General features: G+C 37.5%; 25 protein-coding genes. 10 read left to right on the top strand and 15 right to left on the bottom strand.

The window, feature by feature from the left end; translation table 11 throughout:
* Positions 1-82: 82 nt before the first annotated feature.
* Positions 83-955 carry an SDR family oxidoreductase gene (locus tag IEV57_RS05050; RefSeq protein WP_188440299.1) on the bottom strand — a complete coding sequence of 291 codons (873 nt, stop codon included), beginning with the start codon at positions 953-955 and terminating at the stop codon, positions 83-85.
* A gap of 125 nt (positions 956-1,080) precedes the next feature.
* On the opposite strand from IEV57_RS05050, the gene IEV57_RS05045 reads away from it, so the two are divergent.
* Positions 1,081-1,890 carry a hypothetical protein gene (locus IEV57_RS05045; protein ID WP_188440297.1) on the top strand — a complete coding sequence of 270 codons (810 nt, stop codon included), beginning with the start codon at positions 1,081-1,083 and terminating at the stop codon, positions 1,888-1,890.
* Positions 1,891-1,944: 54 nt separating this feature from the next.
* Here IEV57_RS05045 and ahcY read toward each other — a convergent pair whose 3' ends face one another.
* On the bottom strand, positions 1,945-3,264 hold the full coding sequence (gene ahcY, locus IEV57_RS05040; RefSeq protein ID WP_188440295.1) for an adenosylhomocysteinase: 1,320 nt from the start codon (positions 3,262-3,264) through the stop codon (positions 1,945-1,947).
* A gap of 78 nt (positions 3,265-3,342) precedes the next feature.
* The gene (locus IEV57_RS05035; RefSeq protein WP_188440293.1) at positions 3,343-4,098 is read right to left on the bottom strand and encodes a biotin--[acetyl-CoA-carboxylase] ligase; all 756 of its coding nucleotides are present in this window, start codon (positions 4,096-4,098) and stop codon (positions 3,343-3,345) included.
* An 86-nt stretch (positions 4,099-4,184) separates the two neighbouring features.
* Between IEV57_RS05035 and rsfS the strand changes: the two genes are divergently transcribed.
* On the top strand, positions 4,185-4,532 hold the full coding sequence (gene rsfS, locus IEV57_RS05030) for a ribosome silencing factor (protein WP_188440291.1): 348 nt from the start codon (positions 4,185-4,187) through the stop codon (positions 4,530-4,532).
* A gap of 69 nt (positions 4,533-4,601) precedes the next feature.
* The gene (gene ftsH, locus IEV57_RS05025) at positions 4,602-6,671 is read left to right on the top strand and encodes an ATP-dependent zinc metalloprotease FtsH (protein ID WP_188440289.1); all 2,070 of its coding nucleotides are present in this window, start codon (positions 4,602-4,604) and stop codon (positions 6,669-6,671) included.
* A 559-nt stretch (positions 6,672-7,230) separates the two neighbouring features.
* Here ftsH and floA read toward each other — a convergent pair.
* The 3 genes from floA to proS all read right to left on the bottom strand — a co-directional run bounded on the left by floA (position 7,231) and on the right by proS (position 10,550).
* A complete protein-coding gene (floA, locus tag IEV57_RS05020) occupies positions 7,231-8,241 on the bottom strand; it encodes a flotillin-like protein FloA (protein ID WP_308419867.1) in 1,011 nt (336 codons plus the stop codon).
* Between the two features lie 3 nt (positions 8,242-8,244).
* Positions 8,245-8,706 (bottom strand): NfeD family protein, encoded by a 462-nt coding sequence (locus IEV57_RS05015; RefSeq protein WP_188440287.1) that lies wholly within the window; start codon positions 8,704-8,706, stop codon positions 8,245-8,247.
* 362 nt (positions 8,707-9,068) lie between these two features.
* A complete protein-coding gene (gene proS / locus IEV57_RS05010) occupies positions 9,069-10,550 on the bottom strand; it encodes a proline--tRNA ligase (protein WP_188440285.1) in 1,482 nt (493 codons plus the stop codon).
* Between the two features lie 132 nt (positions 10,551-10,682).
* Between proS and IEV57_RS05005 the strand changes: the two genes are divergently transcribed.
* Both IEV57_RS05005 and IEV57_RS05000 read left to right on the top strand, forming a co-directional pair.
* On the top strand, positions 10,683-12,047 hold the full coding sequence (locus IEV57_RS05005) for a hypothetical protein (protein ID WP_188440283.1): 1,365 nt from the start codon (positions 10,683-10,685) through the stop codon (positions 12,045-12,047).
* Between the two features lie 338 nt (positions 12,048-12,385).
* Positions 12,386-13,885, top strand: a complete 1,500-nt coding sequence (locus IEV57_RS05000) for an OmpP1/FadL family transporter (RefSeq protein ID WP_188440281.1) — start codon at positions 12,386-12,388, stop codon at positions 13,883-13,885.
* On the opposite strand, the gene IEV57_RS04995 is transcribed toward IEV57_RS05000, so the two are convergent.
* The 3 genes from IEV57_RS04995 to IEV57_RS04985 are packed head-to-tail and all read right to left on the bottom strand — an operon-like array spanning position 13,875 to position 16,041.
* Entirely contained in the window at positions 13,875-14,405 is a 531-nt protein-coding gene (locus IEV57_RS04995) for a shikimate kinase (RefSeq protein ID WP_188440279.1), read from the bottom strand. The genes IEV57_RS05000 and IEV57_RS04995 overlap by 11 nt on opposite strands.
* Before the next feature lie 3 nt (positions 14,406-14,408).
* Positions 14,409-15,503 (bottom strand): BT_3928 family protein, encoded by a 1,095-nt coding sequence (locus IEV57_RS04990; protein ID WP_188440277.1) that lies wholly within the window; start codon positions 15,501-15,503, stop codon positions 14,409-14,411.
* The gene (locus IEV57_RS04985; RefSeq protein WP_188440275.1) at positions 15,496-16,041 is read right to left on the bottom strand and encodes a DUF1599 domain-containing protein; all 546 of its coding nucleotides are present in this window, start codon (positions 16,039-16,041) and stop codon (positions 15,496-15,498) included. The genes IEV57_RS04990 and IEV57_RS04985 overlap by 8 nt, the downstream gene beginning before the upstream one ends.
* A 15-nt stretch (positions 16,042-16,056) precedes the next feature.
* On the opposite strand from IEV57_RS04985, the gene folP reads away from it, so the two are divergent.
* Positions 16,057-16,941: a dihydropteroate synthase gene (gene folP / locus IEV57_RS04980; RefSeq protein ID WP_188440273.1), complete on the top strand. Its 885-nt coding sequence runs from the start codon at positions 16,057-16,059 to the stop codon at positions 16,939-16,941.
* Complete coding sequence (cdaA, locus tag IEV57_RS04975) at positions 16,938-17,813, top strand: diadenylate cyclase CdaA (protein WP_188440271.1); 876 nt, start codon at positions 16,938-16,940, stop codon at positions 17,811-17,813. Before folP ends, cdaA begins: the two co-directional genes overlap by 4 nt.
* Before the next feature lie 349 nt (positions 17,814-18,162).
* Here the strand turns inward: cdaA and kbl are convergent, their stop codons facing one another.
* On the bottom strand, positions 18,163-19,359 hold the full coding sequence (gene kbl, locus IEV57_RS04970) for a glycine C-acetyltransferase (RefSeq protein ID WP_188440269.1): 1,197 nt from the start codon (positions 19,357-19,359) through the stop codon (positions 18,163-18,165).
* Between the two features lie 150 nt (positions 19,360-19,509).
* Here kbl and IEV57_RS04965 point away from each other — a divergent pair, with 150 nt between their 5' ends.
* Positions 19,510-20,463 (top strand): NAD-dependent epimerase/dehydratase family protein, encoded by a 954-nt coding sequence (locus IEV57_RS04965; RefSeq protein ID WP_188440267.1) that lies wholly within the window; start codon positions 19,510-19,512, stop codon positions 20,461-20,463.
* Positions 20,464-20,861: 398 nt separating this feature from the next.
* On the opposite strand, the gene IEV57_RS04960 is transcribed toward IEV57_RS04965, so the two are convergent.
* On the bottom strand, positions 20,862-21,458 hold the full coding sequence (locus tag IEV57_RS04960) for a TetR/AcrR family transcriptional regulator (RefSeq protein ID WP_188440265.1): 597 nt from the start codon (positions 21,456-21,458) through the stop codon (positions 20,862-20,864).
* Between the two features lie 225 nt (positions 21,459-21,683).
* Between IEV57_RS04960 and IEV57_RS04955 the strand changes: the two genes are divergently transcribed.
* On the top strand, positions 21,684-22,073 hold the full coding sequence (locus IEV57_RS04955; RefSeq protein ID WP_188440263.1) for a hypothetical protein: 390 nt from the start codon (positions 21,684-21,686) through the stop codon (positions 22,071-22,073).
* A 61-nt stretch (positions 22,074-22,134) separates the two neighbouring features.
* Here IEV57_RS04955 and IEV57_RS04950 read toward each other — a convergent pair whose 3' ends face one another.
* The 4 genes from IEV57_RS04950 to IEV57_RS04935 all read right to left on the bottom strand — a co-directional run bounded on the left by IEV57_RS04950 (position 22,135) and on the right by IEV57_RS04935 (position 23,753).
* Positions 22,135-22,356 (bottom strand): hypothetical protein, encoded by a 222-nt coding sequence (locus IEV57_RS04950; RefSeq protein WP_188440261.1) that lies wholly within the window; start codon positions 22,354-22,356, stop codon positions 22,135-22,137.
* Between the two features lie 61 nt (positions 22,357-22,417).
* A complete protein-coding gene (locus IEV57_RS04945) occupies positions 22,418-22,606 on the bottom strand; it encodes a hypothetical protein (protein ID WP_229744236.1) in 189 nt (62 codons plus the stop codon).
* Complete coding sequence (locus IEV57_RS04940) at positions 22,599-23,003, bottom strand: DUF5675 family protein (protein WP_188440259.1); 405 nt, start codon at positions 23,001-23,003, stop codon at positions 22,599-22,601. Before IEV57_RS04940 ends, IEV57_RS04945 begins: the two co-directional genes overlap by 8 nt.
* A 3-nt stretch (positions 23,004-23,006) precedes the next feature.
* The gene (locus tag IEV57_RS04935) at positions 23,007-23,753 is read right to left on the bottom strand and encodes a hypothetical protein (protein WP_188440257.1); all 747 of its coding nucleotides are present in this window, start codon (positions 23,751-23,753) and stop codon (positions 23,007-23,009) included.
* 2,308 nt (positions 23,754-26,061) lie between these two features.
* Between IEV57_RS04935 and IEV57_RS04930 the strand changes: the two genes are divergently transcribed.
* Positions 26,062-26,262 (top strand): helix-turn-helix domain-containing protein (locus IEV57_RS04930; RefSeq protein WP_229744235.1); only part of this gene is annotated, 201 nt, incomplete at its 3' end.

The raw sequence follows: 26,262 nt of genomic DNA, 5'->3' as shown, positions 1-26,262 counted from the left end.
AGTCTTTCAACTGATTTTTTGCTTATTCAAAGATTTCTAATCTTCCATTTCGCCTTCAAATAGCCCCAAAGTAGTTTGGGGCTCATTGCTTTTTTCCCCTAGAAGCCTCCAGCATGTCCCACATTTCTTGAGGAATTGCCTCCAGATTATTGAATTCACCAGCTCCTTGGAGCCATTCTCCTCCGTCAATCGTGACTACCTCTCCATTGACATAAGCTGAATAATCAGACATTAGATATGCAGCCAAATTAGCTAACTCTTGATGTTCTCCAACTCGACCAACAGGAACTTTCTTAGCTGGATCAAATTTCTTTACCAAATCGCCAGGTAAAAGCCTACTCCAGGCGCCTTCTGTTGGAAAAGGGCCAGGAGCAATTGCATTTGTTCGAATATTATACTTTGCCCATTCCACTGCCAAGGACCTAGTCATCGCAAGCACTCCTGCTTTAGCCGCCGCACTAGGCACTACATATCCTGAACCTGTCCATGCGTAAGTGGTGACAATATTGAGAAAAGTCCCTGCTTGCTTAGCTGCGATCCATCTTTTTCCAGCAGTCATAGTGACATTAGCCGTACCCTTCAATACAATATCAATAACCGTATGAAAAGCATTGGTAGAAAGCCTTTCTGTTGGACTGATAAAATTTCCAGCAGCATTGTTCAACACACAATCTACTTTTCCAAAAATGGCATCAGCCTCATCAAATAATTTTTCAACCTGATCAATCTCTCGCACATCACAGGCGACAGCGAGAACTTTCCCACCCGTTTCTTTTTCCATTTCTTTGGCAGTCTCTTGTAGTACATCCAGTTTCCTTGATGTAATGACCAAATTGGCTCCTAATTTTAAAAAATATAATCCCATAGATTTACCAAGTCCGGTACCACCGCCTGTAACTATAATGGTTTTACCTTTCAGTGCACCATCTTTTAACATTCCTTCTGTATAGCTCATTGATTTTTTGGATTTAAGTGAATAAGATATCGATTCCAAAATAGAAAAGAAAGAAACTTAAGACCTTTTGGCATCATTTTTTTTAATGTATCAAAGAGACTAAATTCGCAAAACTAAACCGACTAATGAAAAACAATATTTTTATAATCGTTCCCCTTCTTTTGCTTAACGCTTGTGCCAATGATATTGAAAGGAATATTACCACAAATCTTCAGGTAGAAGCGAATGAAATATTTAAAACTTCATTGGCATTGGAAGAAAGTCTGAGGTATGTTTTTCTCAGTTTTGAGGAATATCAGAATGCTCAAACTGACTCTTTACCGGGCTGCCCTACGATTTTGATTGATGAGAATGAAAAAAAAGTTGAACTTCAATTTACTGATAACTCGAATTGCCCAAGTCAAAAATTAAATAGAAGTGGCAATCTCGTTTTAGATTTCAACACGATAAACTTGATAGATCAAGAAGTCCTCTTGTCTTATGAAAATTATAAAATTAAGGATTTTGAAATTAAAGGGAACCGTAGATTTACAAAATCAGCATCAATCAGCTCCTCAAATCTATGGCAGGAAAATTTTATGGATCTATTGATTGTAGATGAGTTTCAGAATAGCACAAAAATCTCAGGATCATACGATCATAGACTAGAAATAATCAATGATACTTTAATAAGTTTTACGAGCTCCGGAAATCTTGAAGGCAGAAACATCACGGGAAGACCATTAAAAATGACACAAATCACTCCAAGGCTATATCAAAATGTCTGTATAGAAGAAGGGCAAGTAATCGCAAGCTCTGGCGTAGAAACATGGGAGATTTTCAGAACTCCCACTAGGTCACTTGCACATACATTAACTTTTTCTTCAGATTCAACTTGTGTTTCAAAAGCCAGTCTTCAGCTTTCTGATGGGCGACTGATTATTTTTGAGCAATAAAAAAAGCTGGACAATAATTGCCCAGCTTTTCATTTTATTTTTGATCTCTCAATCTTAGTATCTGTAATATTCTGGCTTGTATGGTCCTTCTGGAGTCACACCAATATACTCAGCCTGATCTTCGGAAAGTGTATCTAACTCAACACCTAATTTAGAAAGGTGCAAAGCAGCAACTTTTTCATCCAAATGCTTCGGTAATACATAAACTCCCGGCTCATACTGATCTGTATTTGTCCAAAGTTCTAATTGCGCCAAAGTCTGATTTGTAAATGAATTAGACATTACAAATGATGGGTGACCTGTTGCACAGCCAAGGTTTACTAATCTACCTTCTGCCAACAAGATGATTTCTTTTCCATCTATGGTATATAGATCCACTTGTGGTTTGATCACATCTTTGGTATTGCCATAGTTTTTATTCAACCAAGCCATATCGATTTCATTATCGAAGTGTCCGATGTTACAAACAATCGCTTTATCTTTCATAGCTCTGAAATGACGCTCTGAAATAATGTCTTTGTTACCAGTAGCAGTCACTACGATGTCCGCTTCTTTCACAGCATCTACCATTTTCTTTACAGCAAAACCATCCATAGCTGCCTGAAGCGCACAAATCGGATCGATTTCAGTCACAATCACTCTTGCTCCTGCACCTCTCAAAGATGCTGCAGAACCTTTCCCTACATCACCATAACCAGCAACGACAGCAACTTTTCCAGCCATCATCACATCGGTTGCTCTTCTAATAGCATCTACCAAAGACTCTTTACAACCATATTTGTTGTCAAATTTAGATTTAGTAACAGAATCATTCACATTGATAGCAGGCATTGGAAGTGTGCCCTTTTTCATTCTTTCGTACAATCTGTGAACACCAGTAGTGGTTTCTTCAGAAAGACCTTTGATCCCAGATACCAATTCAGGATAGTTATCCAAGACCATATTAGTCAGGTCACCACCATCATCAAGAATCATGTTTAACGGCTGTCTCTCTTCTCCAAAGAAAATCGTCTGCTCAATACACCAGTCGAATTCTTCTTCTGTCAAACCTTTCCAAGCATAAACCGAAATTCCAGCAGCAGCGATAGCAGCAGCAGCATGATCTTGCGTAGAGAAAATATTACAAGAAGACCAAGTTACTTCAGCTCCAAGTGCAACTAGTGTTTCTATCAAAACAGCAGTTTGAATGGTCATGTGAAGACATCCTGCGATTCTAGCGCCTTTCAGCGGCTGTGCAGCACCGTATTCTTCTCTCAAAGCCATCAAACCTGGCATTTCAGCTTCTGCTAATTTAATTTCTTTTCTTCCCCATTCTGCTAGGGAGATATCCTTCACCTTATATTTGATGAATTTTTCGGATTTAATTTCAGACATATTATAAATATTAATAATTTAATTTCTAAATAGAAAATGCAAATTTACAGCTTTTTAGGTCAAATGAAAATCTCCAAATTATAAGAAACTAACCTCCTTGAAGTTGTAATAGTTTATTATCCCCTCTTTTTTTTGAATACCTAACTGTCCATAGTCATTGATTGCCACAATCTTTCCTTCAAACTCAATCGAATCTTTGTATCTATTCATTTGATCAAATTGATAAAGGTGATGCATGTAGTAATCTTTAAGGTTTTTTACATTCCCTCTCTTGAGTTCAAGGTAATTAGATTCTATTTTTTGAATTAATAATTTAAATATTTCCCATTTTTCTACTTCTCCACCTGACAATTTTGCTACGGAAGTGGCAGAAGAAATTTCAAATGTTAATTGATTCAAGTTTAAACCAATCCCTACTATAGAATATTCTATGCTATTTTGTCCAATAATATTTTCAATTAAAATTCCACCGAGTTTTCCATCTTCCTCATGTACAATATCGTTTGGCCATTTGATTTTCAACCCATGCACATATTGAGACAAAACCTCATGAATAGCTTTTGAAGCTACAATATTCAAATTAAACTGATCTAGAGGTTTTAAAAATTTAGGAGATAATATTAATGAAAATGTAAGATTTTTCCCCGCTTGAGTGTACCAAACATTTCCTCTCTGTCCTTTCCCTTTTGTTTGATTCTCTGTAACGACGATAGTACCCTCAGCTCCTTCTTTAGATTTGACTTTTGCCATAGCAATTTCATTAGTAGAATGACACTCTGGCAGATTAATGATATCTTTACCGAGAAATATGGTATTGGCAAGGATTTTATACATTTAAAATAGTTATTTTGTGTTTCTATAAAGATATCTATTATGTGTTCCTAACGACCTAATAGATTCAGTAAAATTAATTTAAAATTATGACAGCAGAAGAGCTGAGTAAAATTATTGTGAAAGGAATGGAGGATAGAAAAGCCTCCGATATTGTTATTATGGATTTGAGAGAAGTCAAAAATTCAATGACAGATTTTTTTGTGGTTTGTTCTGGAACATCTAACACACAAGTTGAAGCAATCGCTGATGCAATTGAGGAAGAAGTAATCAAAACGTGTAAGGAAAAACCGTGGAGAACTGAAGGAAAAAACAACAATCAATGGGTTTTGATGGACTATTTCAATGTCGTGACTCATATTTTCCTCAAAGACCAAAGAGAATTCTATGGGATAGAGGAACTTTGGGGCGACGCCAAATTCACTTACATAGATTAATCATAGAATTTGAACTTTCACCCCTTTATTTCGTTTTACAACAGTTAAAATAGAATTAAATATCAAGCGATGAGCGAAAATAATAAAAGCAAAAAATTCATTCCTAAACCCCCACAAAAACCAAACTTTCAACTTTGGTTGATCATCACTGCCGTTGTGGTTTTGATTGGAGTGACTTTGTTCCAACAAAGAACTAACGTAATAAACATCACAAAAAGCAAGTTCGAAGACATGTATCTCGCGAATGATGTTGAAAAAGTGATGATCATTCGTAATCAAAACAGAGTAGATATTACCCTGAACGAGTCAGCACTACAAAATGAAAGATATAAAGTAGAGCTTAATGACAAAGGTCCGTTTTTTAATCCGACTGGTCCTCATTATTCGGTGGAAGTTGCTAGTGCAGAAAAATTTGCTACTGATTTTGAAGAGTTAGAATCTAAAGTTCCTGAAGGACAAAGAATAGGTTATAATGTCAAAAATGAAGAAAGTTGGGGGAATTGGTTCTCTAGTTTCGGGTTTTTGATTATTCTATTTGTTCTCTTTTGGGTAATGATGAGAAGAATGGCTGGACCAAGTGGTCCTGGGGGTCAAATCTTCAATGTAGGTAAATCAAAAGCACAATTATTTGACGCTGAAAATAAAGTTAAGATCACATTTGATAATGTAGCAGGTCTTGATGAGGCAAAAGAAGAAGTCCAAGAAATTGTGGAATTTCTAAAAACACCTGCCAAGTTTACCAAATTAGGAGGGAAAATTCCAAAAGGTGCCTTATTAGTAGGACCTCCAGGAACAGGTAAAACCCTACTCGCTAAAGCTGTTGCAGGTGAAGCAGGAGTCCCTTTCTTTACACTTTCAGGATCTGATTTTGTGGAAATGTTTGTCGGTGTTGGTGCAGCAAGGGTAAGAGACCTTTTCAAGCAAGCAAAAGAAAAAGCTCCTTGTATCATATTTATTGATGAGATTGATGCGATTGGTAGATCTAGAGGAAAAGGTCAAATGCCAGGTTCCAACGATGAAAGAGAGAACACCCTAAATTCACTTCTTGTCGAAATGGATGGATTTGGAACTGACTCAGGCGTAATTGTCTTGGCAGCCACAAACAGACCTGATGTACTTGATAGTGCGTTATTGAGAGCGGGTAGATTTGATAGACAAATTAGTATTGATAAGCCTGATATAATCGGTAGAGAAGCAATTTTCAAAGTTCACTTAGAGCCGATAAAAACTGCTGATGACATTGATGCTAAAAAACTTGCAGCTCAAACACCAGGTTTTGCTGGAGCTGAGATTGCAAACGTATGTAATGAAGCCGCTTTGATTGCAGCAAGAAGAAATAAAGCTGCTGTTGATATGCAAGATTTCCAAGATGCTGTTGATAGAGTGATTGGTGGTCTTGAGAAGAAAAACAAAATCATTTCTCCTGAAGAAAAGAAAATTGTAGCATATCACGAAGCAGGCCACGCAGTGGCAGGTTGGTTCTTAGAACATGCCGATCCATTGGTAAAAGTAAGTATTGTACCTAGAGGTGTTGCTGCACTAGGTTATGCTCAATATTTACCAAAAGAACAGTTTCTATATCAAACAGAGCAGTTGATAGATGAAATGTGTATGACGCTAGGTGGAAGAGCGGCTGAAGAAATCATATTTGGAAAGATCTCCACAGGTGCTTTAAGTGATTTGGAAAGAATTACCAAAATGGCTTATTCAATTGTTTCCATCTATGGAATGAATGAAAAAATAGGAAACGTATCTTTCTACGACAGCAAAGCTTCTGAATACAGAACTACCAAGCCATATTCTGAAAAAACTTCCGAGACAATTGATGAAGAAGTAAGAAAGCTAATTGAGTTTGCTTATTTGAGAACAAAAGATTTGCTTACTGAAAAGAAACCTGAATTAGAAATACTTGCTCAGGAACTCTTAGAAAAAGAAATTCTTTTCCAAATGGACTTGGAAAGACTGATCGGTAAGCGTCCTTTTGAAAAGGAAACGACATACGAGGCCTTCACCAAGAAAGTAGATGCCAATGATAAGGCTGCTGCTGAAAAAAAGGTGAATGATGATCTTGAGAAAGTTAAGAAAGATACAACAGAAAGCGTTGATATCTCCACCGAAATAGGTGAGAACAAAGATTAGTAATCTATTCTGAACATATTAAAGTCCCTAGCCAAACCATTGGCTAGGGACTTTTTTTTTGAGATTGGAAAATTGATTCTCAACTCATAAAATGGATAATACAATTATCCAAAATGGCATCAGTTGGCCATTTTTTACTAGTTGTTTTCCGGATAATCGGTATTAAAAATTAGTCAATTTTTATAGGTACATCAATTGATTTAAAACACACCATTTTGTTTGGCTATTGGTGTAAAAGTGGAATTACATATATGATATGATTGCCTTCAATGACATTAGCATGTAAATATTTCATTTGTAAACAATCATGCGAAACATTGTCAGATATGGCGATATATGCCAACGAGGACAGGCATTACATAGTTGTAGCAGAGACCATAGCAATTCTTGATATAGTTTTACAATATTTAAAATAGCAACTCACAAAGCTACTTTTGTTCGCAATTCAAATTTATCAAATAGCTAGAACCCTATAAAATAAAAAGAGGAGAGAAAATGCTAAGCATCTTCCCTCCTCTTGTATGAACATTCTGATCCATAGAACTGAACCAGTTAGATATTATTTATCTGTAAGTTTTCCTTTAGAACTATCTGAACTTCCAGAATCATCACCTGCGATATTAGATCTCATCTCTGTATCTGACTTGATGTTTTCCATTCTGTAATAATCCATGATTCCAAGATTTCCTGATCTGAATGCTTCAGCAATTGCTTTTGGGATTTCAGCCTCAGCTTCAATTACTTTAGCTCTCATCTCTACAGACTTGGCTTTCATCTCTTGTTCTAAAGCTACCGCCATTGCTCTTCTTTCTTCCGCTCTAGCTTCTGCAACTTTCAAATCAGCAGATGCTTGATCTATCTGCAATTTTGCCCCAATGTTTGTTCCTACATCAATGTCAGCAATATCAATGGATAAGATCTCAAATGCAGTTCCCGCATCTAAACCTCTTTCAAGCACTAACTTTGATATCTTATCAGGATTTTCTAAAACACTCTTGTGATTCTGAGCAGAACCGATCGAAGTCACAATTCCTTCACCAACTCTTGCAAGGATTGTTTCTTCACCAGCACCACCTACAAGCTGAGCAATATTCGCTCTTACTGTAACCCTTGCTTTGGCGATCAACTGAATCCCATCTGCAGCAACTGCTGCCACGTTAGGTGTATTAATTACCTTTGGATTCACAGATATTTGAACTGCTTCAAAAACATCTCTACCAGCCAAATCAATTGCGGTGGCTTGTTTGAAACTCAAATTGATATTTGCTTTATCAGCTGAAATCAGTGCCCTGATTACATTGGGTACATTTCCACTAGCCAAATAATGTGTCTCAAGATCATTTGTAGTCAAATCCAAACCTGCCTTTGTGGCTGTAATCAAGGAATTTACTATAATACTTGGTGGTACTTTTCTGATTCTCATTCCAATCAACTCTCCAATACCAACCTTTACATTTGAAAAAATGGCAGTTATCCATAGATTCACTGGAACGAAGTACAAAAAGACAAAAAGAAGTATCAGCCCGGCAAAAGCTGCAAATAAAATAAATGCCGAATTAGTCATGTCCATAGTTTAATTTTTTACGATGATTCTATTATGTTCCAATTTAGTAATAAATACGGTTGTACCGACAGAAATAAATCCAGAATCTGATTTTACTTCATATATTTTATCTGAAAATTCAGCTTTGCCTATGGGCTTGATATCAGAAACAGCCTTACCCTCCATTTCGACTTCCAAGCCAATCAGTCTCCCATCAAATGATCTGCTAGTCATCGCTTCTTTCAAGGCAAACTTATTCCAGACTCCAGATTTAAAGCCATAAAATATAGCCATAAAGTTAGCTAAAAGGGCAAATCCTAAAATCACCCATGCGATAGAAGGATCAAATTTCAGAAAAGCATAATAAATTCCTGCTCCAGTAAAAATCAATCCCAAAATACCAATAATCGTAGTTCCGGGAACAAAAATGATCTCTGTAAGGATCAATATAAGACCAATAGAAAGAAGCGATAAAAGGATAAACCAAGTCATAATCAATGTTTTTTATGCTGATAGTAAACTTAATTCATTTTCCTTTAAATACTAAATGTGATTTACTACAATTTTGCCAAAAGGCAATCCCGACACATGAAATCATGTATTTAATAGTAATCAATATATTAGTTACCTATTGGATAAATGATAATAACAAATAAGCCCTTTGAAAGGGCTTATCTGTTTATTTTAATAATCTTATATCCATATCCTCTTTCACACCAGTAGCCAAGTAAAGTGATATGTTTTAGACAAATTGATGCGCTGATAACTAATCGACTAATAACCAATAACAATTATCCGCAGGAGCAATTGTTATAAATATGTATCCTGAGGTCATTGCGGATAATCCTATGATTTTAATAGGCTCTTGCAAATAGCACTCTTCCTTTTGAAGGGTTGCCAGTTAGAATGCATTTTCCTGATTCTTCTTTTTGATCTAGAGGAATACATCTGATAGTTGCCTTTGTCAACTCTTTGATTTTTTCTTCTGTTTCGGAAGTTCCATCCCAATGTGCAGACAAGAACCCTCCCTTGGTTTCAATTAAATCTAAAAACTCATCCCAAGTATTTGCTTCTGTTGTCATCTCAGTCCTGAAGTCAAATGCCTTTTGATAGATCGTCTTCTGAATTAAATCGAGCATCTCGGAGACATACTCTTCGATTTGAATTTGAGCAAGATCCACAGTCTCTTTAGTCAGGGTATCTCTACGCGCTACTTCTATCGTATTGTTTTCTAAGTCTCTCGGACCCATAGCTATTCTTAAAGGAACACCTTTCAATTCGTACTCTGCAAATTTCCATCCTGGCTTATGCGTGTCTCTTTTATCGAAATGAACGGAAATTCCTTTTGATTTAAGTTTAGCCGTTATTTCTTTAGCTTTTTCTGTTATTTGATCAAACTCTTCGTCAGTCTTGTAAATAGGTATGATTACAACCTGTATTGGAGCAAGCTTTGGAGGCAATACTAAGCCACTGTCATCAGAGTGCGCCATAATCAAAGCGCCCATGAGTCGTGTACTTACTCCCCATGAAGTACCCCAAACATGTTCCAAACCTCCTTCTTTAGTAGCAAACTTCACATCAAATGCTTTTGCAAAATTTTGTCCTAAGAAATGTGATGTACCTGCTTGGAGAGCCTTTCCATCTTGCATCATTGCCTCAATACAATACGTATCCTCAGCACCTGCAAATCTTTCATTTGCACTTTTAACACCTTTGACAACTGGAACAGCCATGAATGTTTCTGCAAATTCTGCATAGACATTTAGCATTTGAACTGTTTCATCTATGGCTTCCTGCCTCGTAGCATGGGCAGTATGACCTTCTTGCCAAAGAAACTCAGTTGTTCTTAAAAAAAGTCTGGTTCTCATTTCCCATCTAACCACATTCGCCCATTGATTGACTAAAAGTGGGAGATCTCTATAAGATTGAATCCAGTTTTTATAGGTGCTCCATATTACCGTCTCTGAAGTAGGTCTTACGATCAACTCTTCCTCGAGCTTTGCCTCAGGGTCTACAATGACACTTTTCCCATCCTCCGAATTCTTCAATCTATAATGCGTCACCACTGCGCATTCTTTTGCAAACCCTTCGATGTGGCTCGCTTCCTTCGAAAGAAATGATTTTGGGATAAATAAAGGGAAATATGCATTTGAATGACCTGTTTCCTTGAACATCAAATCGAGTTGTGCTTGCATTTTTTCCCAAATGGAATACCCATAAGGCTTGATTACCATGCATCCCCTTACTGCTGAATTTTCTGCGAGGTCAGCTCTTTTTACTAATTCGTTATACCACAAGGAGTAGTCTTCACTTCGTTTAGGTAATCCTTTGCTCATGATTTATTTGTTGATATCAAAATTCTAATTATATTCGTTGTCATCTCAAGATGGGCAAATATAAACCAAAATATTATAACCCTCTTAGAGATGACACGTATAATAGTACGAGAGATAGTAAACAACAAACCAATGAAACGATTAAATACATTCTTAACACTAGGTGCAAGTAGTCTTCTAATACTTTCATCATGTAGCACCAGCTATAATGCAATGCGCGGTGAGACTGATGATTTGTATTTTATGGCTTCTGACGCGAGAGTTGCAACAGAATTTGCTGTTAACAACAACAACGCTAGTAACTTCCAAAGATTAAATCAAACAACTCAGGATGAATTTCAGCAGGAAAATTTCTCTGCAAGAAATGTAAATCCTGAATATATAGCGAGATACCAAGCAGAATCTAACACTGCTGAGGAAGGCTCTGTATACTTTGATGATAATCAAGTAGCTGACAACAACCCAAATATTAACATATATAATAATTATTCTAGCAATGCTGGAAACAACTTCAACTCTGGATTTGGAAGTCCTTTCTTCAATCCTATGATGATGGGAGGTTTTTCTCCTTGGGGTATGGGTGGATTTTCGCCATGGGGAATGGGTATGTATGACCCTTTCTGGGGCGGAGGTTTCGGAATGATGCCAGGAATGGGATTCGGATTTAGACCTGGATTTAACTTATCAATCGGAATGGGATTCGGATTTGGAAATCGTTGGATGCGTCCAGGATTTGGATGGGGCGGTGGATTTTACGATCCATTCTTTGATCCATTCTTCCCAAGATTTGGAATGGGATTCGGAGGATTATACTCAGGATTTGGGTATGGTGGTTTAGTAAGACCAATCTACGTTCTACCAGGGTCTGAATTTAACAATAGACAAATAGTAAGAGGTGCAAGACCAACAAGAGGTTCTTCTTTAGCCCCTACTGGAGGTAGGTCAAACACATTAGCAGCTCCTACTAACTCTAGAGCTTCAGCAAGACGAGATGCTACATCAGGAAGAACTTTAACATCTACCCCTTCTAGTAGAAGTGCAAGGTCAGATTTTGGTTCTTCTCAAAATGATTATTACAACAGTGCTAACGGTAGAACAGGATCAAGTACGAGATCTGCTGTACCATCTTCTAGAAATGTAGGTTCTCCTGCTATGGATAGAGGTTCAAGCAGAGTTGGTAGTCAAAGTGCAGCCCCTTCTTACAGAACTGTAGCTCCAAATACTAGAAATTCAAGATCAACTATGGGAGCGACTCCAGCAGGAAGAACAGCTTCACCTAGTTATAATAGAAGTGCTAGTCCTTCATATAATAGTAGAACTGCACCATCAAGAGGTACTTACTCTGCACCAAGCAGAACAACTACACCAACAAGAAGTACACCTTCTTATTCTGCACCAAGCAGAAGCACAGGCGGTAGCGTTGGTGGTGGCGGCGGTGGCAGAAGTAGCAGCGGTGGCGCTAGTTCTGGTGGTTCAAGAGGAGGAAGAGGAGGTTGATTTTAGTCTCTCACAACAAATAGGGATACCTAGACTATTAAGTCTAGGTATTTTTATTTTATGCATATCCGCTTTCATACCAGTGGCCATTCAAAATAATATAATCATAAGATTTAGATCATCAGTTGATCGTTGTCCGCGCACTGTTGACAATTATCCGCTGTAATTCAGGTTTTAAACTTAGTTACTCGCGTAATTGCGGATAATCCTTTTTTATTTTTAGGAATACCAAATATTTTATCTTTCATTACTATCTTTTTTTCTATTCTTACGTTATTAAAACAGTGTATAAGTATCATATTTGTAAGGTGCTTTATTGATCAACCAAAAACGAATCTATGACTTTCATAAAAAAATTGTTGTTATGCGGGGTGATCACCTCCGGTTTATGTTTAAATAATACTTTTGGTCAGACTAGTTTTGTTGAAGATGCTCAACTATTCAGTCAATTCAGATCAACAGGTTCAGCTCGGATCAATGCTTTAGGAGGAGCTCAAATGTCCTTAGGTGGAGATATTTCAAATATTCATACCAATGCTGCAGGTCTTGGTTTTTTCAGAAGATCAGAATTTTCATTGACACCTTCCTTTGGAGCAAATCAAGCTGAATCCAATTTTCTTGGACAAATTCAGGATGACAGAACTCCTAATTTCTCCCTACCGAACTTAAGTTTGGTAATCAGTAGACCAAAAGGTGAATTACAGCCTGGTTCATTTCGTGGTGGGTCTTTTGGTATAAGTTTCAATAGAATCGCTGATTTCAACAATCAGTTTGGCTATTTCTCAGATATTCAGAATCAAAATTCCTTACTTGATTTCTATATCAATCAATACACTGCTTTTGGGGAACCTCCTTTAGGCGCTACTGACGGGCTTGTACTTGATATTGAGCTCGTACAAGGCAATCAGGCCTCCGGATACATTAAAGATCCTATTTATGCTACTGGCCGACCATTTGCTGATGAAACTATCATAACAGAAGGTGGAATTACTCAAACCTCTTTTTCTTATGGAGCAAACTTCGACAACAAGTTGTTTGTAGGTGCAGGCTTAGGAATTCAATCTGTCAGCTTTTTTCAAAATAGAATTTATGGTGAAGAGTTTTTCTACGATAATGGAATTACTTCTTCAATTTATTCAATTGAAGACAATACAAGAATTAATGGATTTGGAGCCAGCTTAAATATAGGCGTAATCTATAAACCTATAGAAACTGTGAATCTTGGATTAAATTTCCAAAGTCCTACTTGGTATAGATTAAACAAAGAGGTAGATGCTAATATCGTTGGTGAGTTTTTCAATCAACAAGGTGTAGTACAATTTGGAGGTCCTGTAAGAGAAAACAGTGACTTTTTTACAAGTACATCTAATCTCAGCACACCTTTGATTCTTAGCGCTGGTGGAACATTCTTTGTAGGTAAAAATGGATTCATAACGGCTGATATCGATTATGTAGACTATAGCCAAAATAGAATCAACTCTAGAGATTTTGATACGTCTTTTGATAATAGCGATATCAACGCACTTTTAGGAAGTACACTCAATTATAGAGTGGGTGGTGAATATAGATTTGATATATGGAGACTGAGGGCAGGGTATGCTTATTATGGTGACCCTACAACGGATGAGTCCTTCGACAGAAGTATGCAACGCATCTCAGGAGGTGTTGGAGTGAAATTGAGCAAAATGTACATAGACTTCACGTTAATCAACTCTACATCAGATAGAATCTATAATTCTTATTCCATCTTTAATAATGCGAATCAAAATGTAGGTCCATTTACTGAAATTAGAAATTCAATGACTCAAGGAATGGTGACTGTTGGATTTAATTTCTAAAAAAATCCATCAATTCGGACATCAAAAGCTCAGTGGAAGGATCTTCTCCACTGAGCTTTATTTTTGCCTGATCATAATATAAGCCTCTTATGGCCATCATATCTTTCAGTTTGAGGGTAATCTCTCCTGTATTCATACCCAAAAACAAAGGCCTTTGACTAGCAGAATCTTTAGTCAATCTTCTTTGCAGCTCCTCTAAAGGGACATCCAAAAAGACAGAAATGCCTTTTTCATTTATCAAATCCATGTTGTCATTGAAGCAGGGTGTTCCGCCTCCTGTGGACAGAACAAAACCCTCCACATTATCCAAGGCTTGATTGAGATAGTAAGTCTCTAAATTTCTAAACTTCCCTTCCCCTTCTTCTCCAAAAATATCTTTGATCAATCTCCTCTCCTCTTTCTCAATCAAGTGATCAAGATCGATAAAAACAAAATTCAGTTCCCGTGCTAACATTCTTCCGAAGGTTGACTTCCCCGAACCTGGCATTCCAACTAGTACGATCTTGAGTGGAGGTCTCATCTATTAGTATAAAGATTTGATGGTCTCAGCTGATGGTGTATTTCTAAAATGATACTTTTTCAAAACCGACCCTTCTTTCAAGAGCATTAATCCAGGATTAGAGCGCATGATTGTTTTCACCACGGTAGCATCTGCTTGATAACTAGTTATTTTCCAATTTCTCCCAGCTAGAAATGTTTGAATCTCTTCTTCAGACGAAGCCGCTACGAATACTACCTCTATGTTTGAGCTTTGTAAACCCGCTACCATTTCATCGAAAGCTTCAAGATAACTTGTATTGATTTTGGATAAATAAGTTACCAATATGACCGCCTTATTGCCAGAAAGAATTTCTGCTGTAAAATCACCCTCTTCATTCCATACAGCGAAATCAGATATTTTTGGAAGCGCATCCTCATTCTTCAGCTTCATATCGACAAATTCATAGCTTTCATCTGAGGGATATTGATCAAATACAAACTCCTGCCCATCCTTTGTCATGATATAACTGTACTCCAATGGAGCCGATGGCTGCATTGCTTGAGGAATGTTAACACCTTCTTTGTATGCTCTAAAATCTATAAATGGCAAATTCCTGATCGCGGTAATTGCTAATACTACAGAAAGAACAAGCGAAACTCTCACCGTCCATGCTGCCCATCCTTGTTCATTACTTTCCAGTTTGTTTCTGAAAATAAATAAGACTGCAATCAAAATTAATAAGACAATGTCCTTATAAAAAGATTCCCAAGGTGTCAATTTGATCGCATCGCCAAAGCATCCGCAATCTGTTACTTTATTGAAGTAGGCTGAATAGAAAGTCAGGAATGTAAAAAACAATATCATCAAGCTCAAAGCCCAAACAGTGAACTTCAAGCGTACTCCCAAGATTAGCATGATACCCAGTACTACTTCTGCGACGACCATCACCACTCCTATCTCGAGAGCAAAAGCTTTAAAATATTCAAAGAAAGGTGCAATATCATAAGAGAAAACATCAAAATATTCTTCTAGCTTGATTGCCGTACCTACGGGGTCATTTACCTTAATTAAACCCGAAAAGATAAACAGACCTCCAACTAAAAAGCGAATGATAAATAAAATGGTGTTTCTAAGCATGATAATTTAATTTGATTAGACAGAAAACCGCATAATTGATCATATCTTGATAATTAGCCTCTATTCCTTCTGATACAATTGTTTTTCCTTGATTGTCTTCTATTTGTTTGACACGATAAAGCTTCATCAAAATAATATCTGTGATTGAAGCCACACGCATGTCTCTCCAAGCCTCTCCATAATCATGATTTTTGTCTTCCAGCAAACTTCTTGTAGCATTGGCCCAATGATCATACAGCGGCTCTAACTCCTCCACTGCCAATTCGAGTCTTTCGTCATTTTTTAAAGAAATCTGAATCAAGGCTATAATGCAATAATTGATGATCCCAACAAACTCATCTGTTACAGGGTCATTTACCTTTTGATTTCCCTTTTCCTGAATTGATCGAATGCGCTGGGCTTTGATAAAAATCTGATCTGTGATAGAGGGTAATCGTAAAATTCTCCAAGCAGTCCCATAATCAATTGTTTTCTTCTTAAAAAGTTCTTTACAAAGGTGGATAACTTGATTATATTCGCTGACAGTTTGCGTTTTCAAAGCAATTTTGGTTTAATGAATACTAACTCACATTCTACTTCGGAAATCGAAGATAAATTATTTCCCTCAAAAATAACACTTCGCAGTACAGGAAAGCTACTTTTATTGGATAAGCCAATGGTCATGGGAATTTTGAATGTTACTCCTGATTCATTTTACGAAGGAAGCAGACTACTTTCTGACAATTCAAAGGTTCTAAAACTAAGTGAAAAAATGCTTCTCGAAGGAGCTGATATTCTAGACATTGGAGGCTATAGTAGTAGACCTGGAGCAGATGAAGTAAGTGAGGAAGAAGAGTTAGAAAGAGTGATTCCTGCGATAAATAAGATTCAAGCTGAATTTCCCAAAGCTATAATTTCTATAGACACCTTTCGTGCAAAAGTGGCTAAAGAAGCCATCCTAAATGGGGCTGCTATCGTAAATGATATCTCAGCAGGGTCATTAGATTCTGAAATGATTTCAACTGTAGGTAAGCTCAATGTTCCTTACATAGCAATGCATATGAAGGGAAATCCAAAAGTGATGCAGACTTTGACGGAATATGATGATGTTATCCTGGAAATGATGAAATATTTTTCAGAAAAACTGAACGAATGTAAGAAAGCTGGCATTAAAGATGTAATCATTGATCCAGGATTTGGATTTGCGAAAACAGTAGAGCAGAATTATTGGATTCTCAAAAATTTATCTTATTTTAAGACAATTCAAGCTCCGATCTTAGTGGGTGTATCTAGAAAGTCTATGATTTATAAAAAACTAGAGACTACAGCAGAAAACGCACTCAATGGAACAACCGCTTTAAATATGGTTGCCTTGATCAACGGAGCAAATATATTACGCGTACATGATGTTAAAGAAGCAATAGAAACAGTCAAATTATATAAACAACTCTACTCTTGAACTTACTTTTCAAAATAGGATTTTTGGAAATCTCCATCGTCAATATCATTGATATAACTTTGGTGAGTTTGCTATTATACCAAATTTACAAATTACTAAGAGGGAGTGTCGCGATCAAGATTTTCTTAGGGTTCCTATCTATCTATTTGGTTTACTTATTGGTAAGTGCGCTAAGGATGGAGCTTTTGTCCATCATCTTAGGACAGTTTATGGGCGTGGGTGTTATTGCAGCTATTATCATATTTGCGCCAGAAATTCGAAAATTTTTACTAATCATCGGCCGTTCTTCTATTCTTTCCAATGAAAATGTGTGGCAGGAATTGCTTTTTTGGAGAAAAAGGGAAACCCATGCTTTCAATATTAACCCCATTATAGAAGCTTCCAAAACCTTATCTGGTACTAACATGGGTGCTTTGATGGTGATTTCAAGAAGTACAGAACTGAAGTTTTATGCTGAAAGTGGTGATCTTATCGATGCCATTATATCTAAAAGATTGCTGATTTCGATCTTTAATAAGTACAGCCCACTCCATGATGGAGCGGTGATCATTTACAATGGGAAAGTCAAAGCGGCGAGATGTATTTTGCCTGTTACAGAAAGAGATGTTCCTGCGCAATTTGGTTTAAGACATCGAGCAGCCATAGGAATGTCAGAAGCAACAGACACTTTGATCTTAATTGTTTCTGAAGAAACAGGTCAAATTTCTCTGGCCAAAAATGGCAAAATTCTCCATAATTTATCTTTCCAAGAAGTTCGGGAATTCCTGAATGATTATCTCACAGGAGTTGATATTGATGAGAAATTCGAGCCCATCACGGTTTACGAAAGAAATCGATTTAAAGGAAGCCGCTCAGCATCGAGTGCGTCTTGATTGGAAAATTATAAAGTTGGAAAGTTAAAAAGTTGAAATGTTGAAAAGTTACGGAATGTGTAAGCAGGGCGGGCACTACTCTTGATACGGCTGATGCAATCTGGAGGACTAGTTTATTGGAAGATTGGAAAATTAAATATTGAAAGATTAAAAAATACAATAAGCTTCATACAATGTGGGATAGCTTCTGAAATAAAGAGGATTTCTATTATTTAATTAAAAAGGTCAAAGGGATTAATCCCTTTGACCTTTTTAATTACCAAAGCTTAATGCTATCTGCATCAATCAAGCTTTCATGATTTTCAATCCAGAGTTTTACCTCTTGAGTCTAATATTTTGTGTCTAAGCACTAAGAAATTACTCCTAACTCTTTTCCAACTTCAATAAATGCATTGATTGCAGTATCTAGTTGTTCTTGGTCATGTCCTGCGGAGATCTGAACACGGATACGTGCTTGACCTTTTGGCACTACAGGATAATAGAAACCGATTACATATACTCCTTTTTCGAGAAGCTTTTCAGCCATCTTTTGTGATAAAGTAGCTTCATAAAGCATAATTGGAACGATTGGGTGTTCACCAGGCTTAATATCAAAGCCAGCAGCAGTCATTTTTTCTCTGAAATATTTGGTGTTTGACTCGAGCTTGTCTCTCAATTCAGTTGTCTCAGAAAGTAAATCGAACACAGCTATCGAAGCTCCTGTGATAGAAGGTGCTAAAGTATTCGAGAACAAATATGGTCTTGATCTTTGTCTTAGGATTTCGATGATTTCTTTTTTTCCAGAGGTAAATCCTCCTGAGGCACCACCCAAGGCTTTTCCAAGCGTACCAGTGATAATATCCATTTTACCCATCACTCCTTTGAGCTCATGAACTCCACGACCTGTCTTGCCCATGAAGCCCGTAGAATGACATTCATCAGACATGACTAGCGCATTGTACTTTTCGGCTAGGGCTACAATTTTATCCAACTGCGCAATTGTGCCATCCATAGAGAAAACACCATCTGTAACGATGATTTTACTTTGTGCACCTTTGGCATCTGCATCTTGAAGCTGTTTTTCCAAGTCTTCCATGTCATTGTGCTGATAGCGGAATCGCATGGCTTTACAAAGCCTTACCCCGTCGATAATCGACGCATGATTTAAGGCATCTGAGATAATGGCATCTTCTGGGCCTAAGATAGGTTCAAATACTCCCCCATTTGCATCAAAGGCTGCTGCGTAAAGAATCGTGTCTTCCGTCCCTAAAAATTTGGAAATCTTTTCTTCCAGTTCCTTGTGAATATCCTGCGTTCCGCAGATAAACCTCACTGAGGACAAACCAAAACCGTGGCTATCGATAGCAGATTTAGCAGCTTCGATTACTTGCGGGTGGGAAGATAATCCCAAGTAATTGTTCGCACAGAAGTTCAATACTTTTTGACCACCAGCAATGGTAATTTCAGATGATTGTGGAGAAGTAATAACCCGCTCACTTTTGAATAAGCCAGCTTCTTTTATTTCTTTTAACTCTTTTTCTAATTTGGGTTTTAGAGAATCAAACATATTATTTTGTTTTAAATATGGAATGTAATCGACATCGATGGGAATTAAATAAGAATACTAAAATGAAATCCTTATTTTTGTCTCAATCAATACCCAAATATATCAAAAGCTAAAGGGTCTAGGAAACCTAATAGATTGAAAGTTTTAATAATGGACAGAATTCTTATCATCGGTGCAGCCGGACAACTTGGTTCGGAGCTCACACTTGCACTTACCCAACAGTACGGAGGCGATAATGTTATTGCAACCGATATCAATCCCAAATCCCTCGAAAAGTTTGACTATTGCAAAACTGCTGTTTTGGACATCATGAATCATGATGCAGTCACTAACTTGGTAAAGAAGGAAAATGTAAAGCAAATCTATCATCTCGCGGCAGTACTTTCCGCCACAGGAGAGAAAAATCCACTTTTTGCCTGGCAGCTGAATATGGATAGTCTTCTTTTTGTATTGGAACTTGCCAAGGAACATAAGATGGACAAGGTCTATTGGCCATCAAGTATTGCGGTATTTGGCCCAAATACTCCAAAAATCCATACGCCACAATATTGTGTCAAAGAACCTAATACAGTCTATGGCATTTCCAAACAAGCTGGAGAAAGATGGTGTGAATATTATTTCCAAAAGTTTGGCGTGGATGTGAGAAGCTTAAGGTATCCTGGACTTATCGGCTATAAATCTCTACCTGGCGGAGGCACGACGGATTATGCGGTAGATATCTATCATAAAGCCATTGCAGGAGAGCATTTTGTTTCATTCTTGAGAGAAGACAGTGCCCTCCCGATGATGTACATGCCTGACGCGATCAAGGCAACACTTGACCTGATGCATGCCCCAAAGGAGCAAGTGAAAATCCGATCTAGCTATAACCTTTCAGCAATCAGCTTTACCCCGCAAGAAATCTTCGAAAGTATCAAAATCCATTATCCTGATTTTAGTATTTCGTATGCACCTGACTTTAGACAGGCTATTGCCGACAGTTGGCCGGATAGTATTGATGATAGTAGTGCAAGAGCAGACTGGGGCTGGAAACATGATTATGATCTGAAAAAAATGACTGAGGATATTTTGGCGAATTTGCCGGAGTATCTGGTTAATTTTTAAATTGTCAACGGTCGACTGTCAACTGAAAAAAGGTAGTCAATTGGTTGATTGGTTATTGGTTAGGGGGATTAATTGATTGGAATAATGATGATGTAGGGAGGTTGATAAAGTTTAAATGTTGGAAAGTTAGAAAAGCTTGGCTGATTAGTGGAAAGGGAAAAGGTTAAAGGAAAAAGGGTGCTCCAGGAGAAATCTTAAAAAGTAGTAAGCAGTTTGAAAACTGCAAGATTTAAGGTCCAAGTCTATAGATTTGAACCAATTAGGGAAAAGGTTAAAGGAAAAAGGGTGCTCCAGGAGAAATCTTAAAAAGTAGTAGGTAGTTTGAAAACTGCAAGATTTAAGGTCCAAGTCTATAGACTTGAACCAATTGGTATAATAAGCCCCAGTTTGGGGCTTATTTATTTTAGGAATATTTGATTGATAAAGGAGATGGCGTCTTTGATTTTTTGTTGGTCTTCTGCCGTGTTGAGGTTAAGACCACAGAAAGTCCCATTGTTTGAAGCTGCGTGGAGTCCTAAGTAATAAAGTCCGGCAACATTGATTGCAGATACCGCCCGAAAATCTACAGCCTTTTCTTTGATTTCTGCCTTGGCTGCCTCAAAGAGATTTTCTCCTACCTCTTCTCGTTTTGCGATAAATGATTTCATCAATTCATTCTCTTCCGAAACACTCCACAACATTAATTTCTGGAATTGTTTGTCTTCCAAGACAGTATCAAATTGTTTGTGTAAGTAGTAATCTACTATTTGTCTGAAGGTAAAAGGGGCATCATTGGCCATCACTTCATTTAAAACACCTACACGAGTAGACCAATAATCTTTGTGGATAAAATAAGACTCCAATAATTTTTCGAAAGTCTCAAATCTTCTATAGATGTAAGTTTTGTCTACACCTGATTTTTTTGCTACTGCATTGACACCAAGTGCTGCGTATCCTTTTTTTGAGAAAAGCTCTTCAATGGCGAGAAATAATTTGAGTTCGTTAGCTTCTTTCATTCTATGAATTTTATATGATGTGTATAAATCAAATGACTTTTTCCTTAAAATCAAACTTACCTGCTCAAAAAGAGTTTTGGTTGTGTTTTAAACAATTGGTCTTCCTCTTACTTCCTTACCGAATTAATTTTTATTTAAAGATTAAAATCAAAATAGTGTCATTTTTTTAATTAATAATGGATATTTAAATAAATAAAATTATTTTTACAGATATAAAATAAAACTATGAGCGGAATATCTGAAACAGAGATCATTAAGTTTTTGATTGACAAAAGGAAATCATTGATCACTGAAATAGAAAAGATTGATGTGGCTTTGAGTGCCATTAAAGGAGTGGATTTTGCTGCTATTCCAAAAGATATCAGTTCTCTCGAAGAAGCATCTGTGCCTGACACCTATTCTTCAAAATTAAAGTTAGATAAGAAAATACTTTTTGTGATTCGCGAATTGAAATCAGGAGATAAAAGTGAGATTATTGATAAGATTAAAGAACTCGAGCCTGAAACTGATGTGGTGAAACTAGAAAAATCCATTTCAGTTAGGTTATCCTATTTAAAAAACAACAATCTAATTCAAGCCGATAAAAATGGGAGGAGTTTGAGGTATTTTTTGTAGGGTGTTTCATATAGTTTAAATTAAAAAAATCAGGGGAACAAAGCTCCCCTGATTAAATCAATTATTCACTCGTAATCTGGCTAATACTTGCCAGAACGGTACCCGCTGTTAATAAATAACCTGCTACGTTTGTCAGAACGATGGGTAAGGCTATAGGAACTGTTAGGATTGCTCCGCCAATTCCAGCTAGGATCAATCCGAGTTGACCCAGTTTTTGGAATAAAGGTGGCGTTGGTTTCTTCCACCTTGTCTTTAATTCAGAGATTAATTTGTTTACTTCCATTTTAATTTTAGAATTAAGATATTAGATTTTAGATTTTAGCCCCGATAGGAATCGGGGAGAATTAAGATTTAGTGATCTTGTGTTCTAAGGTTGTCTGCTTGGCTTTGAGCCAAATGCAGAGTTCTCTCAGGTCACCGTAATCTTTTCTGAGATCCCGGATATCCTGAACCAAAAGCTTGAGGAAATATGCGATGATGGAGAGGAGGAGTGACATCACCCCTCCAACTCCTAAGACTAGTAGACTAATCATCAGGCAAGAAATCTTGGATCCCTTCCGTCACCTCAAGCCATAATCTGTCACCTGATGCAAATACTTTTTCAAAAGCTTCGAATACTTTGAAAGTAGCCAACCTTGAGAACTTTGCTTTCCTATCCCAATGCAGGACAGGTGCTATTCCCAAAAGCGGTATAAACTTCCCTTTTTGTAATGGGCTAATGGTGTATTTGCTAGGCCCCCTATTGTCAAGTTCAAGGAACCATCCTCTGTTTTCATTGTGCTGAAGGAGGAGCTCGTACTTGCCTTCTTGGATACAGGTTTTTTTTGATGACTTGGTTTGCTCGATGGTCTTGGCAATCAATTTGCCTTCAGCCATCAAGTACCCTATAGTCATCTCTTTCCTGTATTTCCTAAAGAGCTGCACCGTCATGGCTTAGTCTTTTTCAGCGGTAATGATGGATGCAGCATTATGCGCACCATTGCTGAGCGCATAGTTCTGTCCATTTACAATTTGCAGAAACTCCACTCCCAGCAGGAAAACTTTGTGAGGATCCACCAAGGTTGCTTTAGGAATAGTCAGCGTCAGAGGAGCTGACACATCTCCAATTGGGAGTTCTGCCGAAGCTTCCATGATGAAGTTCCTTTCTGATGTTTGGAAATTGACCGATGCACCTACTGCGAATACTCTGAAGTGCGTGGCACCTTCAGGAATCATCAGAAAGTCGCTGGGCTGAAACTCCGGAACAGACACTGACCAATCCGCTGCTGAGTTGGCAAATGTGAGTTCTGGTTTGAGTACCGTCGCCAAGTTGGCTTTGATATTCATTTCCAGTCCCTGCATCATCAACCAGTCACCTTCGGCTACCTGTCGCTCACCTCTCACGTTGATTGGGTCAGTACGGAGGACTTCCAGCATTCTCTTGATCATTCTTTGATGCAGTCTAGGATCAGAGATTTTGATGATTGCCGGTCTGACTGTATCCTTTAGCAGTTTGACTGCTTCGGCATTGGTCTTGAACTCGGCGATATTTTCTCTGGTTCGTGCATATCGAGGATCCGTCATGATTCTGGATTTTGGGACCCCACCCTTTTCTCTGGCCTGGTAGCCATCGCGGTTTTTGAAGAAGTTCAGCTTTCCAATGTTACCGCTGAGGGGAATTATACCTGTTTGTTTTGCCATTTTGATATGGTTTTAAGTGAAACATGGTCAAATATGGCTGGTAGTCAGAGGGTTTGGAAATAGGTATGCGGATTGTGCGAGTTTTGCGGAAAAGGGGGTTATTTACCACAGATTAACACAAATGGACACGGTTGATTTTGGTATTGGTTGAATTAGTTTATTGGTTAACTGGGTAATTGAGGGATTGAATTATAGGGATTAAGAGGATAAAAGGGTTAATTGGATTGAATGAGGTTCCCGCCACGGCGGGCAAGAAAGGGAAAAGGAGAAAGGGTGTTAAAAAATTAGAATCTACTACTGTAATCAAGGAAATGAATGACCATGAAATGGTCAAACCTTTCAATAACCTCAGGTGAAACCTGGGGAAAGGAAGGATGGATGGATGACTCCACCTTACCGACCCTGAGGGGGTCGAACTTACTTTTTTTTCTTTTGAGGAGGTTGATTATGGGTGGTGAGAGAAAGTATTGGAGGTAAACAGATTATTTTCTCTTACTTTTTCTATCGATGAAAAAGTAACAAAAAATCTAGGCCTGAGGTGATGCTTTTAAATCAGGATTACGGATTTGTAAAGTATAGAAAATCTATACCCAATTTAATTTTAAGCTAATTTTTCCAACCTAAAAATGGGTGGAGATTGATTTTAGTGAGAGAAAGTTTTGCAGCAATTTATATTTCTTCCTCTTACTTTTTGCCTTGACGCAAAAAGTAACCAAAAAGTCAAGAATTTCGAATCCTTCCACGCTCTTGCCACCGCCCCCCCGGTCGAAATTCAGCCCGCCCGCATCAGACGCTTAGAGTGTGGTTTGAAGATTTCATTTTTAAAATCAGATTTAACTAGTTTGGTTCATTCAGACTAGGAGTTGTGAATCTACTCTAAAGAATATATCTAGTCAGGGAAAGCAGCCCCCGTAATTCTGCGGGGCAGGCTCTGAAAGGGCTGAACCATTAATAGCCCTGTACAAAGCACAGGAAAGAATCAATAGTCACCAATCTCGTTTTGTGCTGCCGTGCAGGGTGGAAAAGTGCGCACACCTGACCGGGAGTCCCGGCGGTGGGTATATTGGGAAGTAGAGGTATCTCTCGGGACGATAGGGAATGGATGAAATTAGGAGGTGGAAGATGGATTTTGAGTAGTGAGAGAATCGTTTTTTGGATAAATATATTTTTTTCTCTTACTTTTTCTCTCTGTTTGAAATGTAGAAATTCGACGCCTTTCAGGGTCGGTAATTTTAGCATAATTTAAGTTTGGTTATTCCCCGAGTTCCACTCGGGGTAAAATACCCTTGCGGATTTGAACACCTTTTGGTGTTCTTTATTGATATCACATGAAACACTTAGTTTAAGCTACTTCTGATTTTAAAAAATAAATTATTTCATGTCATAAAGAACAAATTGCACTGTTTCTAATTTTTTTTGTCTTGGAAAAATACAATATTGAAATAGTTATATGTTTTCTTGGTTTTTCTCCAAAAGTCGGCGAATGGTCGGGAGGCATACGGGACACGGTCGGAACGCGGACGGGAGGAAGACGGTGGAAATTGGCGTATTTTGGGAAATAAATATGATTATTTTATATTGAATTGTATTATTTTAATATAGAGAAATTGAGGAAATTTCAGGAAATTTGAGGTGAATACTTGGGTTTTTCGATTTATTACCAATAAACTAAATTGATTTTAGATTGGGTTAAATGGGTCTTTTTGTGACCTTTATTAAGTTTAACTTTGGAAAAAGATTCGATGTGGAATTTTTTCATAAAGTAAAATATGCTCTTACTATTATTTGTCGAGGTCGTAAATATATTCTTTGAACTGATTCGAAATTAAAGGAGCTTACATACGTATCAAAGAAATTTTTATTTAATAGGTTCTCTGCAAAAAGGCCAAATTCGATCTTTGTAAATTCAGGCTTCCATCGATAAGAAAAGTCTACAAACTGAGTCGAAATTCTTGTTGATTGACTAAGGTTTGCAGAATAGTTCTCTGATATATCTAAAGTGAAAAAATGCTGATTTGTTGGAAAATACTCTAATGTCAAATTTTGGTTTGCGAAATCAATTCTATTAAAAGTTTGATTACTGAAACCATTTTGAACCTGGTTATACCATAGATTGCAAAAAATGATGAAGTTGACCCCCTTCTGACGATTTAAATTGACCCCCAGCTGGTGATGCAAATTGACCCCCGGCTGGTGATGTAAACTGACCCCCGTCAAAAGTTATTTTTCTGGAATGGAATAGGAGGCTTTTAAGTCCTGTTAGGAGTGCAAACAATTAAGCATTCCCATGGCCAATCGCACTCTTACCATGAACAAGATCAAACAAATTTTACGAGGCCATTTTGATGGCCATGGCTCCAAGCAGCTCAGTAAATTGACGGGAGTCTCCCGCAATACTGTCAAGTCCTATCTTAAAAGATTTCAACAAACAGGCCTTTCCTTTGAAGAGGTTAATCAGCTTTCCGATGAAGGTTTAGCTGAATTAATATTAGGTCCACCAGCCCCTGTG

The organism is Belliella aquatica (assembly GCF_014637795.1).
Lineage (GTDB): Bacteria > Bacteroidota > Bacteroidia > Cytophagales > Cyclobacteriaceae > Belliella > Belliella aquatica.
This window is presented reverse-complemented; position numbering and strand designations above follow the sequence as displayed.

Coding starts and splice junctions, on each gene's coding strand:
- IEV57_RS04960 (WP_188440265.1), bottom strand. CDS start 21,458: ATGAAAGAAGCTAACGAACTCAAATTATTTCTCGCCATTGAAGAGCTT.
- ftsH (WP_188440289.1), top strand. CDS start 4,602: ATGAGCGAAAATAATAAAAGCAAAAAATTCATTCCTAAACCCCCACAA.
- IEV57_RS05035 (WP_188440293.1), bottom strand. CDS start 4,098: ATGTATAAAATCCTTGCCAATACCATATTTCTCGGTAAAGATATCATT.
- IEV57_RS05045 (WP_188440297.1), top strand. CDS start 1,081: ATGAAAAACAATATTTTTATAATCGTTCCCCTTCTTTTGCTTAACGCT.
- IEV57_RS04965 (WP_188440267.1), top strand. CDS start 19,510: ATGGACAGAATTCTTATCATCGGTGCAGCCGGACAACTTGGTTCGGAG.
- folP (WP_188440273.1), top strand. CDS start 16,057: ATGAATACTAACTCACATTCTACTTCGGAAATCGAAGATAAATTATTT.
- IEV57_RS04945 (WP_229744236.1), bottom strand. CDS start 22,606: ATGATTAGTCTACTAGTCTTAGGAGTTGGAGGGGTGATGTCACTCCTC.
- IEV57_RS04995 (WP_188440279.1), bottom strand. CDS start 14,405: ATGAGACCTCCACTCAAGATCGTACTAGTTGGAATGCCAGGTTCGGGG.
- IEV57_RS04950 (WP_188440261.1), bottom strand. CDS start 22,356: ATGGAAGTAAACAAATTAATCTCTGAATTAAAGACAAGGTGGAAGAAA.
- IEV57_RS05000 (WP_188440281.1), top strand. CDS start 12,386: ATGACTTTCATAAAAAAATTGTTGTTATGCGGGGTGATCACCTCCGGT.
- IEV57_RS05015 (WP_188440287.1), bottom strand. CDS start 8,706: ATGACTTGGTTTATCCTTTTATCGCTTCTTTCTATTGGTCTTATATTG.
- IEV57_RS04940 (WP_188440259.1), bottom strand. CDS start 23,003: ATGACGGTGCAGCTCTTTAGGAAATACAGGAAAGAGATGACTATAGGG.
- IEV57_RS05050 (WP_188440299.1), bottom strand. CDS start 955: ATGAGCTATACAGAAGGAATGTTAAAAGATGGTGCACTGAAAGGTAAA.
- IEV57_RS05005 (WP_188440283.1), top strand. CDS start 10,683: ATGAAACGATTAAATACATTCTTAACACTAGGTGCAAGTAGTCTTCTA.
- IEV57_RS04955 (WP_188440263.1), top strand. CDS start 21,684: ATGAGCGGAATATCTGAAACAGAGATCATTAAGTTTTTGATTGACAAA.
- IEV57_RS04990 (WP_188440277.1), bottom strand. CDS start 15,503: ATGCTTAGAAACACCATTTTATTTATCATTCGCTTTTTAGTTGGAGGT.
- ahcY (WP_188440295.1), bottom strand. CDS start 3,264: ATGTCTGAAATTAAATCCGAAAAATTCATCAAATATAAGGTGAAGGAT.
- IEV57_RS04935 (WP_188440257.1), bottom strand. CDS start 23,753: ATGGCAAAACAAACAGGTATAATTCCCCTCAGCGGTAACATTGGAAAG.
- kbl (WP_188440269.1), bottom strand. CDS start 19,359: ATGTTTGATTCTCTAAAACCCAAATTAGAAAAAGAGTTAAAAGAAATA.
- proS (WP_188440285.1), bottom strand. CDS start 10,550: ATGAGCAAAGGATTACCTAAACGAAGTGAAGACTACTCCTTGTGGTAT.
- floA (WP_308419867.1), bottom strand. CDS start 8,241: ATGGACATGACTAATTCGGCATTTATTTTATTTGCAGCTTTTGCCGGG.
- rsfS (WP_188440291.1), top strand. CDS start 4,185: ATGACAGCAGAAGAGCTGAGTAAAATTATTGTGAAAGGAATGGAGGAT.